Genomic DNA, 14,441 nt, shown 5'->3' on the forward strand with positions numbered 1-14,441 from the left:
ACATGACGCCAGAAGTAGCGGTCGACCTGTTCCGTGAAGCGCTGTGGCTGACCACCATGATGGTCGCCGTGCTGGTGGTGCCGAGCCTGTTGGTGGGCCTGCTGGTGGCGATGTTCCAGGCCGCGACCCAGATCAACGAACAAACCTTGAGCTTCCTCCCGCGTTTGCTGGTGATGCTGATCACCCTGATCGTCGCCGGCCCGTGGCTGGTGCAAACCTTTATGGAATACATCCTGCAGCTGTACGGCAGTATTCCGCAGTTGATCGGCTGACCGATGCAATCTGTGCTGGCCTTGACCGACACCCAGATCAGCACCTGGGTGGCGTCTTTCATTTTGCCGATGTTTCGCGTCACGGCAGTGCTGATGACCATGCCGGTGTTCGGGACTACCTTGGTGCCGAGGCGCATCCGCCTGTATTTTGCCTTCGCCATTACCATCGTCATCGTGCCCGGCTTGCCGCCGATGCCGCCGGTGAATGCCCTGGACCTCAGTGCGTTGTTGCTGATTGCCGAGCAGATATTGATCGGCGCGCTGATGGGCTTCTCGCTGACGTTGTTCTTCCAGGCCTTTGTAATCGCCGGGCAAATCATCTCGATCCAGATGGGCATGGGCTTCGCGTCCATGGTCGACCCTACCAACGGCGTGTCGGTGGCAGTGATCGGGCAGTTCCTGACCATGCTGGTGACCTTGATTTTCCTGGCGATGAACGGCCATCTGGTGGTGTTCGAGGTCATGACCGAAAGCTTCACCACCTTGCCGGTGGGCTCGGGGCTGGTGGTCAATCACTTCTGGGAATTGGTCGGCCGCATGAGTTGGGTATTGGGCGCCTCGTTGTTGCTGGTGTTGCCGGCGATTACTGCGCTGCTGGTGGTCAACATCGCGTTTGGCGTGATGACTCGCGCGGCGCCGCAGCTGAACATTTTCTCGATTGGTTTCCCGCTGACCCTGGTGTTGGGCATGGGGATTTTCTGGATCGGCATGGCCGACATTCTCAATCAGTATCAACCGCTGGCCACCGACGCCTTGCAGTTTTTACGTGATCTGGCACGGGCGCGTTGAGACATGGCCGAGAGCGAGAGTGGCCAGGACAAAACAGAAGACCCCACGGAGAAACGTAAAAAGGACTCCAGGGAAAAGGGCGAGATTGCCCGCTCCAAAGAACTCAATACCCTGGCGGTGATGCTCGCCGGTGCCGGGGGGCTGCTGATCTACGGCGGTGGCCTGGCGCTGGACCTGATGGAGCTGATGAAGCTCAACTTTTCGCTGCCGCGCGAAGTGCTGCTGAGCCCCGGCGCCATGGGCCAGTACCTGTTGCACTCGGGCAAGATCGCGATTCTGGCGGTGCAGCCGGTGCTTATCACCCTGTTGCTGGCGGCGCTGATCGGGCCGGTGTCCCTCGGCGGCTGGCTGTTTGCCGCCGGCAGCATGGCGCCCAAGTTCAGCCGCATGAACCCTGGGCCTGGGCTTAAGCGTATGTTTTCCACCAAGGCGCTGGTGGAACTGCTCAAGGCGCTGGCGAAATTTATCCTGATCCTGTTTGTGGCGTTGACGGTGTTGTCCTCCGACATCGACGATTTGCTGCGCATCGCCCATGAACCGCTGGAATCCGCGATTATTCACAGCGTGCAGGTGGTGGGCTGGAGTGCGCTGTGGATGGCCTGCGGGCTGATCATCATCGCCGCCGTGGACGCGCCGATTCAGCTGTGGGAAAGCCACAAGAAACTGCTGATGACCAAGCAGGAAGTGCGCGACGAGCACAAGGACCAGGAAGGTCGCCCCGAGGTCAAACAGCGGATTCGCCAACTGCAACGCGAAATGTCCCAGCGCAAGATGATGGCGGCGGTGCCGGATGCCGACGTGGTCATCACCAACCCGACCCACTACGCCGTGGCGCTCAAGTACGACCCGGAGAAGGGCGGCGCGCCGATGTTGCTGGCCAAGGGCAGCGACTTTACCGCGCTGAAGATTCGCGAAATCGCCGTGGCCAACGACATTCTGCTGCTGGAATCGCCGGAGCTGGCGCGGTCGATCTTCTACTCCACCGACCTCGACCAGGAGATCCCCGCTGGCCTGTACCTGGCCGTGGCGCAGGTGTTGGCCTACGTGTACCAGATCCGCCAATACCGCGCGGGCAAGGGCAAGCGGCCAGACCCGCTCAAGGACCTGCCGATTCCGCCGGAGCTGCGCCGCGATTCCTGAGTCGTCCTGCACCGACGCCATCGCAGGCAAGCCCGGCTCCGACCTCGCGTTTTTTCCTGCCCGTGCGCCGAGCTTGCAGCGCGCCGTTCGGCGCATGATCTAAACCCCAATGGATAGGGAGCCTCACGGACAACCAAAGTTTGAGTTGTGCGCAGGGAAAATATAATTAGTCATAACTGACCTATTAAAGCGAATTTTTCCATATAAATAGTCATATCTGACTGTTAGCAAGGTATATGATTTTTCCTCGCGCACGCCAATAGCACTATAATGGTCAAAACTGACTAATAATGCTGATTTCATGCCCTTAATAAGTCAGATTTAGCCATTAGTAAAAATTAAACGAGGCCTGCCATGTCCTTCATGCATTTGCTCAGCTCCCCCGCAGAGATCGCTCGCGATGTGGGGAAAAATGCAAAAAAGCTACGGCTATCGAAAAACCTCACGAGGAAGACCTTGGCAGAGCTTTCAGGGGTATCGGAGTCGTCGATCCAGCGGTTCGAGACTGCAGGTTCTATTACTCTCGAATCGATGATTCTGCTCGCCACCGCGCTCGATGAGCTGACTCCGCTAACGACTCTGTTTAAACCTTCGCAGCCGAACTCCCTCACAGAGCTGAAAAACTCAAAGCGCAAACGGGGTTCTAAATGAAACCGCGCCAGGATTATCCGAAGCTGAAGCGTTTCGAATCCCTTGAGGTCACCAAAAGCGGTGTGAAAGTCGGTGATCTGTACAGGGAGGAGGGGGTTGGGATTTTTTTCACTTACGACCCGGTATGGCTCGCTACAGGCTTCAACCTGTCGCCGTTCACGATGAAGTTTGACGACAAACCCCAGCTTGCTCGTGCTCCTGAACTGTTCGAAGGATTGCACGGCCCCTTTGCGGACTCTCTTCCAGACGGCTGGGGCATGCTGCTGATGGACAGATTCCTTAATGCCACATTCGGTGAGGGAACTGCTTACACAGTTACTGCCCTGGATCGGCTCGCTTACATGGGCGACAGAGCCATGGGAGCGTTTGAGTACCATCCAAAAGCGGAAAGAGGAGAGCTGAGGGGGACAATTAACCTTGCAGAGCTCTTCGAGAATTCCGTGGAAGTCCTGTCAGGAGACACTTCGGCAGTGCTTACCAAGCTCAGGCTTGCAGGGGGATCGCCTGGTGGTGCCCGCCCTAAAGCGATTGTCGCAATGTCTCCTGATGGGCAGCATGCAACGTCCGCTTTTGGGCCAATTCTGCCGGGCTATGATCACTGGATAGTCAAATTCAGGGCACCAGATGAGCCGGTTGAAACCGGCGCAATTGAGTATGCTTACTACCTGATGGCCAGGGACGCAGGTGTCGAAATGGCTGAGTCGACTGTCCTGAACATGACCATGCATGACGGTAGTCGCGAGGGCTTCTTCGCAACAAAGCGCTTTGACCGGCAGCGCGATAAAAAGCTTCACATGATCACGGTTTCTGCGCTTATGTACGCTACGTACAAACTGCCATCCATGGACTACAGCGGGCTACTGAAGCTCACAAACATGCTGACGCGTAGTGCCGCAGAGGTCGAAAAAATGGCCAGGGTGATGGTTTTCAATGCACTGTTTCACAACTACGACGATCACACCAAGAACTTCGCGTTCATCGGGCGTGAGCCAGAGAAGCCTGGCGACGAAGCAAGGTGGACGCTCGCGCCGGCATACGACCTGACTTTCTCGGAGGCTCGGGGTGAACACACAACGGCATATAACGGTCGAGGGAAGGCAATCCGGAGGCTGATTCAGGAGCTGTGCGCAGACTACAAGTACCTCAAGCCGAACGACTACATTGAGCAAACGCTAGCCGCATTTGCCCAATGGGATGACATTTTCAAAAGTGTAAGGATTCCCCTCAAAGCAGGCGCCGGTTACAAAGCTGTTCTGGAACAAGACCATGACTACTTCAAACTGATACGACCTACCAAGCGCTGACACCTCGTAGATGAGAATCGGAACGTTTGAACACCAGCCTTGAAGCTCCGCACCCTGCTTGGGCAACCCCTTCGGTTGCTCCCTTGTCCGAACTTGCCGGACTGGCTGCGGTGCAGGCACGGCGGGCGGAGCCCTTGGCGGCATAACAACCAGCGCTGCCATCTGTCTAAAGTTCAGCGTTACCTGTCAACTTTGACAGTATCCATTGCACCGCCTTCACTGTTACATAGAGCGGCGAGGTGCGCCGTCATGCGCGGCTCGGGAGAGCGGTCATGGACAGGGCTACGGTCAGGTGGTTTGACGCCGTCAAGGGCATTGGTTTTGTCGCCCGCGACCGCGAAGGCAATGCAGTACCCGTTCAGGCAACGGGCAATCCCTGCAGCGAAATCGATGCGCCGCCCAAGGCGCGCAAATCCCGCAAACGAAAAAAATACCCCCCCGCCTGCTCAGCAAACAATCACTACCACTGGTCGTTAATCCCCGTCTACCTGTCAACTCTGACAGTAGTCAGCTCTGCGTTCTCGCGGTTTGATGGTGCCAGGCACTGTACGCAAGTAGTAACGAGATGCAGGGGAAGGGTGATGGAAGCGGTGACGGGGACGATCAAGGTTTATAACCGCAAGACCGGTGAAGGGCTGATTGCGTTGGATGGCGATGATGAACCGGTGTGTTTGGACCGCTTGAGTTCAGCGTGTACCCGGTGGAGAGAAGGCCAGCGGGTACAGTTCGCCAGGATTCACCGGCCAAAGGGTGTGTTTGCGTTTTGTATCAGGCTTATCTAGCGGGATTTTTTGCGCGCAATGTCAGGAGAAGGGTTATGGCGACGGGTACTGTGAAGTGGTTTAACGAAACAAAAGGGTTCGGTTTTATTACTCCAGATGATGGTAGCGAGGATCTTTTTGCGCATTTTTCAGCGATTCAGAGTGCTGGGTTCAAATCTCTGCAAGAGAACCAAAAAGTCAGCTATGACGTAACGACAGGGCCCAAAGGCAAGCAAGCGTCCAACATCCAACCCTTATGAAGATCGTTCCCACGCTCCCGCGTGGGAATGCCTCCTGTGACGCTCTGCGTCACCGTTGCGCAAGGCTCAAGTCGGGACGCGGAGCGTCCCTGGCTGCATTCCCACGCAGAGCGTGGGAACGATCTTTACAACAGGTACACCCCCATCCAGCTGTGGGAGCGGGCTTGCTCGCGAAAGCGGTGTGTCAGCCAAAACTGTTCTAACTGAACCACCGCCTTCGCGAGCAAGCCCGCTGAAGATCGTTCCCACGCTCCCGCGTGGGAATGCCTCCCGTGACGCTCTGCGTCACCGTTGCGCCGGGCTCAAGTCGGGACGCGGAGCGTCCCTGGCTGCATTCCTTTGCTGCGCGTGGGAACGATCATCACCCCCCCATCCAGCTCCCACAGTTGAACCGGTGACCGCTCGACGATCGTCGCCCTGAAACCAAAGTTGGAAGGCTTCTTGCAATACCGCCTCCAGGACGCTCTCCCGCGTCAAAACTTTGCTTCAAGGAACACGAGGAATACCGGTGGTAGATCGCTCTCAAATGCTCAACACGGCCCGTGGCACCCTGACTGATTTGTCGCGGGGCAACCTGGGTGTGCCGTTGTTGTTGCTGGTGATGCTGGCAATGATGATGTTGCCAATGCCGCCGTTCCTGCTCGACGTGTTTTTCACCTTCAACATTGCGCTGTCGGTGGTGGTGCTGCTGGTCTGCGTGTATGCCCTGCGGCCGCTGGATTTCGCCGTATTCCCGACCATTTTGCTGATCGCGACCCTGCTGCGCCTGGCGCTGAACGTGGCATCCACGCGGGTGGTGATGCTCCACGGCCAGGACGGCCACGCCGCCGCCGGTAAGGTGATCCAGGCCTTTGGTGAGGTGGTGATCGGCGGTAACTATGTGGTTGGTATCGTGGTGTTCGCGATTTTGATGATCATCAACTTCGTGGTGGTGACCAAGGGCGCCGGGCGGATTTCCGAGGTGAGCGCGCGTTTTACCCTCGACGCCATGCCCGGCAAGCAAATGGCGATCGACGCTGACCTCAACGCCGGCCTGATCGACCAGAACCAAGCTAAATCCCGCCGCCTGGAAGTCGCCCAGGAAGCCGAATTCTATGGCTCCATGGACGGCGCGAGTAAATTCGTGCGCGGCGACGCCATCGCTGGCCTGTTGATCCTGTTTATCAACCTGATTGGCGGCATGGCGGTCGGGATCTTCCAGCACGGCATGACCTTCGGCGATGCGGGCAAGGTCTACGCCTTGCTGACCATTGGTGACGGTTTAGTGGCGCAATTGCCATCACTGTTGTTATCCACAGCTGCAGCCATCATGGTCACCCGTGCTTCGGGCTCCGAAGACATGGGCAAGCAGATCAGCCGCCAGATGTTCGCCTCGCCCAAGGCGCTGGCCGTAGCCGCCGGCATCATGGCGATCATGGGCATCGTGCCGGGCATGCCGCACGTGTCGTTCCTGAGCATGGCGGCCATGGCCGCCGGTGGTGCCTACCTGTTCTGGCGCAAGCAAAATGCCGTCAAGGTCCAGGCCCAGCAGGAAATCGCCCGCCAGCAAGACTTGCTGCCATCCCCGGCCCGCGCCCAGGAAACCAAGGAGCTGGGCTGGGATGACGTGACCCCGATCGACATGATCGGCCTGGAAGTCGGCTACCGCCTGATTCCGCTGGTGGACCGTAACCAGGGTGGCCAACTGCTCGCGCGGATCAAGGGTGTGCGCAAGAAGCTGTCCCAGGACCTGGGCTTCTTGATGCCCACCGTGCACATCCGCGACAACCTTGATTTGGCCCCCAGCGCCTACCGCCTGACCCTGATGGGCGTGATCCTGGCCGAAGCCGAGATCTACCCGGATCGTGAGTTGGCGATCAACCCTGGCCAGGTGTTCGGCACGCTTAATGGCATTACCGCCAAAGATCCGGCTTTTGGCCTGGAAGCGGTATGGATCGAAGTCAGCCAGCGCAGCCAGGCACAATCGCTCGGTTACACCGTGGTCGACGCCAGCACCGTGGTCGCTACCCACCTCAACCAGATCCTCTACAAGCACTCCCATGAGCTGATCGGCCACGAGGAAGTCCAGCAATTGATGGGTTTGCTGGCCAAAGCCTCGCCGAAACTGGCCGAAGAACTGGTACCCGGCGTGCTGTCGCTGTCGCAGTTGCTCAAGGTGCTGCAAGCCTTGCTCGCCGAACAGGTGCCGGTGCGCGACATTCGCAGCATTGCCGAGGCCATCGCCAACAATGCCGCCAAGAGTCAAGATACTGCCGCTTTGGTGGCCGCGGTGCGTGTCGGGTTGTCCCGCGCCATCGTGCAAAGCATTGTAGGCATTGAGTCTGAGCTGCCTGTGATCACCTTGGAACCAAGGTTGGAACAAATATTGCTCAATAGTATTCAGAAGGCCGGACTTGGCCAGGAAGAGGGCGTTCTGCTGGAGCCAAGCATGGCTGAGAAACTGCAGCGTTCGTTGATCGAAGCCGCCCAGCGTCAGGAAATGGCGGGCCACCCGGTGATTCTGCTGGTGGCAGGCCCGGTTCGAGCGATGTTGTCGCGGTTTGGTCGCCTGGCAGTTCCGAATTTGCACGTTTTGGCTTATCAGGAAATTCCTGACAATAAGCAAGTGACTATCGTCGCGACAGTAGGGCCCAACGGCTGAGGTAGTGGGTTATGCAAGTTAAGCGTTTTTTCGCCGCCGATATGCGTCAGGCCATGAAACTGGTACGTGATGAGCTGGGCGCCGATGCCGCGATTATTGGAAACCGTCGCATTGCCGGCGGTGTCGAGCTGACGGCTGCCCTGGATTACACCCCGTCGGCGCTGGCGCCGCGCGTGCCGAACATGGAACTCGAAGACGAACTGCGCAAGACCGCCTCGCGCATTGTCTCGGCCCAGGCTGAATTGAGCATGCGTGGCGACAGCGATGCCAGCACCAATCGCCAATTGTTCGCCGGCTTGCCGCTGACCGCCGCCGAGCCGTTGGTAGAACCGACCTTCAAAGAACCGCCACGCCCTGCAGCGCCAGCCCCGGCCGCCGCTGTCGACCAGCGCGCGCTCGACTCGATGCGTTTTGAACTCAATGGCCTGCGTGAGTTGCTCGAAGTGCAGTTGGGCTCGTTGGCGTGGACGCAGCTGCAAGGCAGTAAACCGCACCAGGCCAACCTGTGGCGTCGCCTGCAACGCATCGGCCTGTCCGGCCCGTTGTCGCGCGATTTGCTTGCACTGACGGCTGAAGTCGAAGAGCCGCGCCAAGCCTGGCGCATGTTGCTGGCGCACCTGGCGCGCATGATCGCCACGCCGGAAATCGAACCGCTGGAAGAGGGCGGTGTGATTGCCATGGTCGGCCCCGCCGGCATGGGCAAGACCACCACCCTGGCCAAGCTGGCCGCGCGTTATGTGCTCAAGTACGGCGCGCAGAACATCGCGCTGGTGAGCATGGACAGCTATCGCATCGGCGCCCAGGAGCAGCTCAAGACCCTGGGCCGCATCCTCAATGTGACGGTGACCCACGTCGACCCTGGCCAGTCGCTGGCTAATGCGCTCGACCCACTGCTGCGCAAGCGCGTGGTGTTGATCGACACGGCCGGCCTGCAAGCCAGCGACCCGGCACTACGCATGCAGCTTGAAAGCCTGGCCGGGCGTGGCATCAAGTCGAAAAATTACCTGGTGCTTGCAACCACCAGCCAGAAACAGGTTCTTACCGCTGCCTACCACAGCTACAAACGCTGTGGCCTGGCCGGTTGCATTCTCACCAAGCTCGACGAAACTGCGAGCCTGGGCGAGGTGTTGAGCCTGGCTATCAGTCATGAGTTACCGGTTGCCTACCTGACCGACGGGCCGCGGATCCCGGATGATTTGCATCTGCCGCGCCGTCATCAGTTGGTCAGCCGTGCTGTCAGCGTGCAAATGCAAGAAGAGCCTAGCGAGGAAGCGATGGCCGATATGTTCGCCGACCTTTACCACAACCCGGCTAAGCGGGTGGGGTGAGGCAGGATGAACACCGTGAAATGTATCTACATCGATGGTCTGCAAGCGATTCACGCGGCCAAGCCATGTAGCCTGCGTCTAAGCAAGACAAGGTAAAGAAATAAAATGGGCAGCATGCATCCCGTACAGGTGATCGCGGTGACCGGCGGCAAAGGTGGCGTCGGGAAAACTAACGTGTCAGTGAATTTGTCCCTGGCCCTGGCAGAGCTTGGCCGTCGCGTCATGCTGCTGGATGCTGACCTGGGCCTGGCGAACGTGGACGTTCTGCTGGGGCTGACACCCAAACACACTCTTGCCGATGTGATCGAAGGCCGTTGTGAGCTGCGCGATGTGCTGCTGCAAGGCCCCGGTGGCATTCGCATCGTGCCGGCTGCCTCAGGCACCCAGAGCATGGTGCACCTGAGCCCGGCGCAGCATGCCGGCCTGATTCAGGCGTTCAGCGACATCGGCGACAACCTCGATGTGCTGGTGATCGACACCGCCGCCGGGATCGGCGAGTCCGTGGTCAGCTTCGTGCGCGCCGCGCAAGAAGTGCTGCTGGTGGTGTGCGACGAACCCACGTCGATCACCGACGCCTATGCCCTGATCAAACTGCTTAACCGTGACTACGGCATGAACCGCTTCCGCGTGCTGGCCAACATGGCCCAAAGCCCGCAGGAAGGGCGAAATCTGTTTGCCAAGTTGACCAAGGTCACGGATCGCTTCCTCGATGTCGCCTTACAATACGTGGGCGCAGTTCCTTATGACGAGTGTGTGCGCAAGGCTGTGCAAAAGCAGCGTGCAGTCTATGAAGCGTTCCCTCGTTCGAAGTGCGCATTGGCGTTCAAGGCTATTGCTCAGAAGGTCGATACTTGGCCGTTGCCTGCCAACCCTCGGGGGCATCTGGAGTTTTTCGTCGAGCGATTGGTGCATCAGACGAGCGCGGGACCTGTGCTATGACATCCAGCGGCTACAACCTGTACAAAAAGTCGGCACGTGACAGTCAGGGCGAACTGATCGAGCGCTATGCGCCCTTGGTCAAGCGCATTGCCTATCACTTGCTGGCACGCCTGCCTGCCAGTGTGCAGGTTGAGGACTTGATCCAGGCCGGCATGATCGGCCTGCTCGAAGTGTCGACCAAATACGACGCGAGCAAGGGCGCGAGTTTCGAGACGTATGCGGGTATTCGCATACGCGGTGCGATGCTCGATGAAGTGCGTAAAGGGGATTGGGCGCCGCGTTCGGTACACCGCAATACGCGTATGGTCAGTGACGCAATTCGTGCAATTGAAGCAAAAACCGGTCGTGACGCTAAAGATCATGAAGTTGCGGCCGAACTCCAATTGAGTCTCGACGATTACTACGGGATTTTGAACGATACCTTGGGCAGCCGCCTGTTCAGTTTCGACGACCTTTTGCAGGACGGCGAACACGAAGGGCTGCACGAGGACGGCGCGAGTGCACATCTGGAACCGTCGCGCGACCTGGAAGACGAACGTTTCCAGAGCGCGTTGGCGGAGGCGATTGCCAATTTGCCGGAGCGTGAGCGACTGGTGTTGGCGCTGTACTACGACGAAGAGCTGAACCTCAAGGAAATCGGTGAGGTCCTGGGGGTCAGCGAATCGCGTGTCAGCCAGCTGCATAGCCAGTGCGCCGCCCGCTTGCGGGGGCGATTGGGAGAGTGGCGCGCGCGCTGACAGGCAGTGTGGGGACACTGCAGACGCTACCGCAAAGGCTCTACGCTTTTGCGGGTTCGTGCCGTGGTGCCCTGGGCAGTCCTTTTTGTGTAACGCCTGTTGATTGAAATGGCGCGTCCAGGTGCTGGGCGCGTTTAAGACTGCTTGGAGGTCGAATTGGACAAGAACATGAAAATCCTCATCGTTGATGACTTCTCAACGATGCGGCGGATCATAAAAAACCTGTTGCGTGACCTTGGGTTCACCAACACGGTCGAGGCGGATGACGGCCTGACGGCGATTCCGATCCTCAACAGCGGGAGCATCGACTTTCTGGTAACCGACTGGAACATGCCGGGCATGACCGGTATCGACTTGCTGCGTCACGTGCGCGCCGATGAAAAACTGCGCAGCTTGCCTGTGTTGATGGTGACCGCCGAAGCCAAGCGTGAACAGATCATCGAAGCCGCCCAAGCCGGGGTTAACGGTTACGTGGTCAAGCCATTCACTGCATTGGCCTTGAAAGAGAAGATCGAAAAAATCTTCGAACGCATCCACGGCTGATGTCACCACGGGGGAGCTATGGAGCATAAAGAAACGTCACAGGGCGATTTTGAATCGACCCTGAAAAAGCATGCTCACCAGTTGGTCGACAGCCTTGAAAAAGGCCAGTTCGGCGACGCGGTGCAGTTGATCCATGAGCTTAACCAGACCCGTGACCGCGGCCTGTATCAGGAAGTGGGCAAGCTCACACGCGAGCTGCACAGTGCAATCGTCAATTTTCAGATTGACCCGCACATGCCCCAGGCCGAAGAAATCTCGCAGATCACCGATGCCACCGAACGCCTGTCCTATGTGGTCCGGCTGACTGAGGCGGCGGCCAACCGCACCATGGACCTGGTGGAAAACGCCACGCCCTTGGTCAATGGCATGGCCACCGAAGCTCAGGCGCTCAGCGTTGACTGGGGCCGCTTCATGCGCCGGGAAGTGGGGGCTGAGGAGTTTCGTGAGTTGGCGCGTCGGGTCGAGGGCTTTCTGTCGCGCACCGAACAGGAAAACCGCACGGTGGCCAGCAACCTCAATGACATTCTGCTGGCCCAGGATTACCAGGACCTCACCGGTCAAGTGATCAAGCGCGTGACCCAACTGGTCACCGAAGTGGAAAGCAACTTGCTCAAATTGGTACTGATGGCCGGCCAGGTCGACCGTTTTGCCGGCATCGAACATGACCGCGCAGCGATCCTCTCGGAAAAAGATCCACAAAAACATCTCGCCAAGGGTGAAGGTCCGCAGATTCATGCCGATAAACGTGAAGACGTTGTGTCAGGTCAGGATGACGTAGATGACCTGTTATCCAGTTTAGGCTTCTAAGGAGCACCCACATGAGCTTCGGCGCCGATGAAGAAATCCTTCAGGATTTCCTTGTAGAGGCCGGCGAAATTTTAGAGCAACTGTCCGAACAACTGGTCGAGCTGGAAAGCCGACCGGATGATGCGAACCTGCTCAATGCAATTTTTCGCGGTTTTCACACTGTAAAAGGGGGCGCCGGCTTCCTCCAGCTCCATGAGCTGGTGGAGTGCTGTCACATCGCCGAGAACGTGTTCGACATCCTGCGCAAGGGTGAGCGTCACGTCGACTCGGAACTGATGGACGTGATTCTCGAAGCATTGGATGCGGTCAACGGCATGTTCAGCGAGGTGCGCGAGCGTGCGCCGATCACGGCTGCCACGCCGGAGCTGCTGGCTGCGCTGGCACGTCTGGCCGAACCTGCCGATACCTCGGTTGCGCCGGTCGCCGCGCCTGAGCCTGAGGTTGAAGCCGAGCCGGATGTGACCGACAGCGAGTTCGAACAGCTGCTCAACTCCCTGAGCGCGGTGAAAGCCGAAGCTGAAGCACCGCAAGCGGTGGCTACGCCTGCCGTGCCGACCAGCGAAGACATTACCGACGCAGAATTCGAATCCCTGCTCGACCAGTTGCACGGTAAAGGCCAGTTTGCGCCGGACGCCGTGGCACCTGCTGCTGAGTCGGCAGCGCCTGCCGCGTCTGCCACATCTACAAGCGCCACTGACATTACCGACGACGAATTCGAAGCACTGCTCGACCAACTGCATGGCAAGGGCACGTTTGCCGCCGAAGCCTTGCCGGAAGTCGCCGCCATCGCGGCCGCACCTGCCGCCAGCGCCGCGCCTGCCAGCGTTGAGCCTGGCGCTGACGGCCTGATCTCCGATCACGAATTCGAAGCGCTGCTCGACGAGTTGCATGGCAAAGGCAAGTTCTCTGAAGTGGCCCCGGCCGCAGCAGCGACTGCAACGCCTGTGGCTGCCAAACCTGCGCCTGCCAAAGCCGCCGCGCCTGTGGCTGCCAAGCCCGCACCGGCACCGGCTGCCGCACCTGCGCGTGCCGCAGCGGCGCCGGTAGCCGAAAAGCCTGCCAGTGAAGCCGAAACCACCGTGCGGGTTGATACCGCGCGCCTGGACGACATCATGAACATGGTCGGCGAACTGGTGCTGGTGCGTAACCGCCTGGTGCGCCTGGGCCTGAACAGCGGCGACGAAGCCATGCAAAAGGCCGTGTCGAACCTCGACGTAGTCACCGCAGACTTGCAGACCGCCGTAATGAAAACGCGCATGCAGCCGATCAAGAAAGTCTTCGGCCGTTTCCCGCGCCTGGTTCGCGACCTCGCGCGCCAGCTCAAGAAAGAAATCAACCTGGAACTGGTGGGTGAAGAAACCGACCTCGACAAAAACCTTGTCGAGGCCCTGGCCGACCCGCTGGTCCACTTGGTGCGCAACGCCGTCGACCATGGCGTCGAAACCCCGGAAGAACGCGAAGCCTCGGGCAAGTCGCGTAACGGCAAGGTGATTCTGGCGGCCGAGCAGGAAGGCGACCATATCCTGCTGTCGATCACCGATGACGGCAAAGGCATGGACCCGGCGATTCTGCGTAATATCGCGGTCAAGCGCGGCGTGATGGACAAGGACGCCGCCGACCGCCTGACCGACACCGAATGCTACAACCTGATCTTCGCGCCGGGCTTCTCGACCAAGACCGAGATTTCCGATGTGTCCGGCCGTGGCGTGGGCATGGACGTGGTGAAGACCAAGATCAGCCAGCTCAACGGCTCGATCAACATCTACTCGACCAAGGGCCAGGGCTCCAAGATCGTGATCAAGGTGCCGTTGACCTTGGCGATCATGCCGACCCTGATGGTGATGCTGGGCAACCAGGCGTTCGCCTTCCCGCTGGTCAACGTCAACGAGATCTTCCACCTCGACCTGTCACGCACCAACGTGGTGGACGGCCAGGAAGTGGTGATCGTGCGCGACAAGGCGTTGCCACTGTTCTACCTCAAGCGCTGGCTGGTGGCTTCGGCCAAGCATGAAGAGCAGCGCGAGGGCCATGTGGTGATTCTGTCCGTGGGCACCCAGCGCATCGGCTTTGTGGTCGATCAACTGGTGGGCCAGGAAGAAGTGGTCATCAAGCCTTTGGGCAAAATGCTGCAGGGAACCCCGGGCATGTCGGGTGCGACCATCACCGGTGACGGTCGGATCGCGCTGATTCTCGATGTTCCGAGCATGCTCAAGCGTTACGCCGCACGGCGTATTTGATTCTGGCGGGGCAGGGCGGTTTGCCCGCCCCG

The 14,441-nt window shown here is 59.0% G+C and carries 14 protein-coding genes; all 14 read left to right on the top strand.

The window, feature by feature from the left end; all coding sequences use genetic code 11:
* Positions 1-2 precede the first annotated feature (2 nt).
* Positions 3-272 (top strand): flagellar biosynthesis protein FliQ, encoded by a 270-nt coding sequence (fliQ, locus tag AOA62_RS13475; protein ID WP_003214552.1) that lies wholly within the window; start codon positions 3-5, stop codon positions 270-272.
* Positions 273-275: 3 nt separating this feature from the next.
* Complete coding sequence (fliR, locus tag AOA62_RS13480; RefSeq protein WP_099548882.1) at positions 276-1,061, top strand: flagellar biosynthetic protein FliR; 786 nt, start codon at positions 276-278, stop codon at positions 1,059-1,061.
* A gap of 3 nt (positions 1,062-1,064) precedes the next feature.
* Positions 1,065-2,201 (top strand): flagellar biosynthesis protein FlhB, encoded by a 1,137-nt coding sequence (flhB, locus tag AOA62_RS13485; RefSeq protein ID WP_056859763.1) that lies wholly within the window; start codon positions 1,065-1,067, stop codon positions 2,199-2,201.
* A 354-nt stretch (positions 2,202-2,555) separates the two neighbouring features.
* Positions 2,556-2,852: a helix-turn-helix domain-containing protein gene (locus tag AOA62_RS13490; protein WP_099548883.1), complete on the top strand. Its 297-nt coding sequence runs from the start codon at positions 2,556-2,558 to the stop codon at positions 2,850-2,852.
* On the top strand, positions 2,849-4,156 hold the full coding sequence (locus tag AOA62_RS13495; protein WP_099548884.1) for a type II toxin-antitoxin system HipA family toxin: 1,308 nt from the start codon (positions 2,849-2,851) through the stop codon (positions 4,154-4,156). Before AOA62_RS13490 ends, AOA62_RS13495 begins: the two co-directional genes overlap by 4 nt.
* Before the next feature lie 272 nt (positions 4,157-4,428).
* Positions 4,429-4,938: a hypothetical protein gene (locus AOA62_RS32475; protein WP_256592330.1), complete on the top strand. Its 510-nt coding sequence runs from the start codon at positions 4,429-4,431 to the stop codon at positions 4,936-4,938.
* 35 nt (positions 4,939-4,973) lie between these two features.
* Entirely contained in the window at positions 4,974-5,177 is a 204-nt protein-coding gene (locus AOA62_RS13505; protein WP_099548885.1) for a cold-shock protein, read from the top strand.
* 526 nt (positions 5,178-5,703) lie between these two features.
* On the top strand, positions 5,704-7,818 hold the full coding sequence (flhA, locus tag AOA62_RS13520; RefSeq protein WP_056861060.1) for a flagellar biosynthesis protein FlhA: 2,115 nt from the start codon (positions 5,704-5,706) through the stop codon (positions 7,816-7,818).
* A gap of 11 nt (positions 7,819-7,829) precedes the next feature.
* Positions 7,830-9,146, top strand: coding sequence for a flagellar biosynthesis protein FlhF (gene flhF / locus AOA62_RS13525; protein ID WP_017134956.1), 1,317 nt, complete (start codon positions 7,830-7,832; stop codon positions 9,144-9,146).
* Between the two features lie 105 nt (positions 9,147-9,251).
* Positions 9,252-10,085: a flagellar synthesis regulator FleN gene (gene fleN / locus AOA62_RS13530; protein ID WP_003192912.1), complete on the top strand. Its 834-nt coding sequence runs from the start codon at positions 9,252-9,254 to the stop codon at positions 10,083-10,085.
* Complete coding sequence (gene fliA / locus AOA62_RS13535; protein ID WP_017134957.1) at positions 10,082-10,822, top strand: RNA polymerase sigma factor FliA; 741 nt, start codon at positions 10,082-10,084, stop codon at positions 10,820-10,822. Before fleN ends, fliA begins: the two co-directional genes overlap by 4 nt.
* Before the next feature lie 168 nt (positions 10,823-10,990).
* On the top strand, positions 10,991-11,365 hold the full coding sequence (locus tag AOA62_RS13540; protein ID WP_003192908.1) for a chemotaxis response regulator CheY: 375 nt from the start codon (positions 10,991-10,993) through the stop codon (positions 11,363-11,365).
* Positions 11,366-11,383: 18 nt separating this feature from the next.
* Positions 11,384-12,172, top strand: a complete 789-nt coding sequence (locus AOA62_RS13545) for a protein phosphatase CheZ (RefSeq protein ID WP_099548887.1) — start codon at positions 11,384-11,386, stop codon at positions 12,170-12,172.
* An 11-nt stretch (positions 12,173-12,183) separates the two neighbouring features.
* Positions 12,184-14,409 (top strand): chemotaxis protein CheA, encoded by a 2,226-nt coding sequence (locus AOA62_RS13550; protein WP_099548888.1) that lies wholly within the window; start codon positions 12,184-12,186, stop codon positions 14,407-14,409.
* Positions 14,410-14,441: the final 32 nt, after the last annotated feature.

Source organism: Pseudomonas sp. 2995-3 (assembly GCF_002742565.1).
GTDB classification, from domain to species: Bacteria; Pseudomonadota; Gammaproteobacteria; order Pseudomonadales; family Pseudomonadaceae; genus Aquipseudomonas; species Aquipseudomonas edaphica.

Coding starts and splice junctions, on each gene's coding strand:
- flhA (WP_056861060.1), top strand. CDS start 5,704: ATGCTCAACACGGCCCGTGGCACCCTGACTGATTTGTCGCGGGGCAAC.
- AOA62_RS13540 (WP_003192908.1), top strand. CDS start 10,991: ATGAAAATCCTCATCGTTGATGACTTCTCAACGATGCGGCGGATCATA.
- fliA (WP_017134957.1), top strand. CDS start 10,082: ATGACATCCAGCGGCTACAACCTGTACAAAAAGTCGGCACGTGACAGT.
- AOA62_RS13495 (WP_099548884.1), top strand. CDS start 2,849: ATGAAACCGCGCCAGGATTATCCGAAGCTGAAGCGTTTCGAATCCCTT.
- flhF (WP_017134956.1), top strand. CDS start 7,830: ATGCAAGTTAAGCGTTTTTTCGCCGCCGATATGCGTCAGGCCATGAAA.
- AOA62_RS32475 (WP_256592330.1), top strand. CDS start 4,429: ATGGACAGGGCTACGGTCAGGTGGTTTGACGCCGTCAAGGGCATTGGT.
- AOA62_RS13545 (WP_099548887.1), top strand. CDS start 11,384: ATGGAGCATAAAGAAACGTCACAGGGCGATTTTGAATCGACCCTGAAA.
- AOA62_RS13505 (WP_099548885.1), top strand. CDS start 4,974: ATGGCGACGGGTACTGTGAAGTGGTTTAACGAAACAAAAGGGTTCGGT.
- flhB (WP_056859763.1), top strand. CDS start 1,065: ATGGCCGAGAGCGAGAGTGGCCAGGACAAAACAGAAGACCCCACGGAG.
- fleN (WP_003192912.1), top strand. CDS start 9,252: ATGGGCAGCATGCATCCCGTACAGGTGATCGCGGTGACCGGCGGCAAA.
- AOA62_RS13490 (WP_099548883.1), top strand. CDS start 2,556: ATGTCCTTCATGCATTTGCTCAGCTCCCCCGCAGAGATCGCTCGCGAT.
- AOA62_RS13550 (WP_099548888.1), top strand. CDS start 12,184: ATGAGCTTCGGCGCCGATGAAGAAATCCTTCAGGATTTCCTTGTAGAG.
- fliQ (WP_003214552.1), top strand. CDS start 3: ATGACGCCAGAAGTAGCGGTCGACCTGTTCCGTGAAGCGCTGTGGCTG.
- fliR (WP_099548882.1), top strand. CDS start 276: ATGCAATCTGTGCTGGCCTTGACCGACACCCAGATCAGCACCTGGGTG.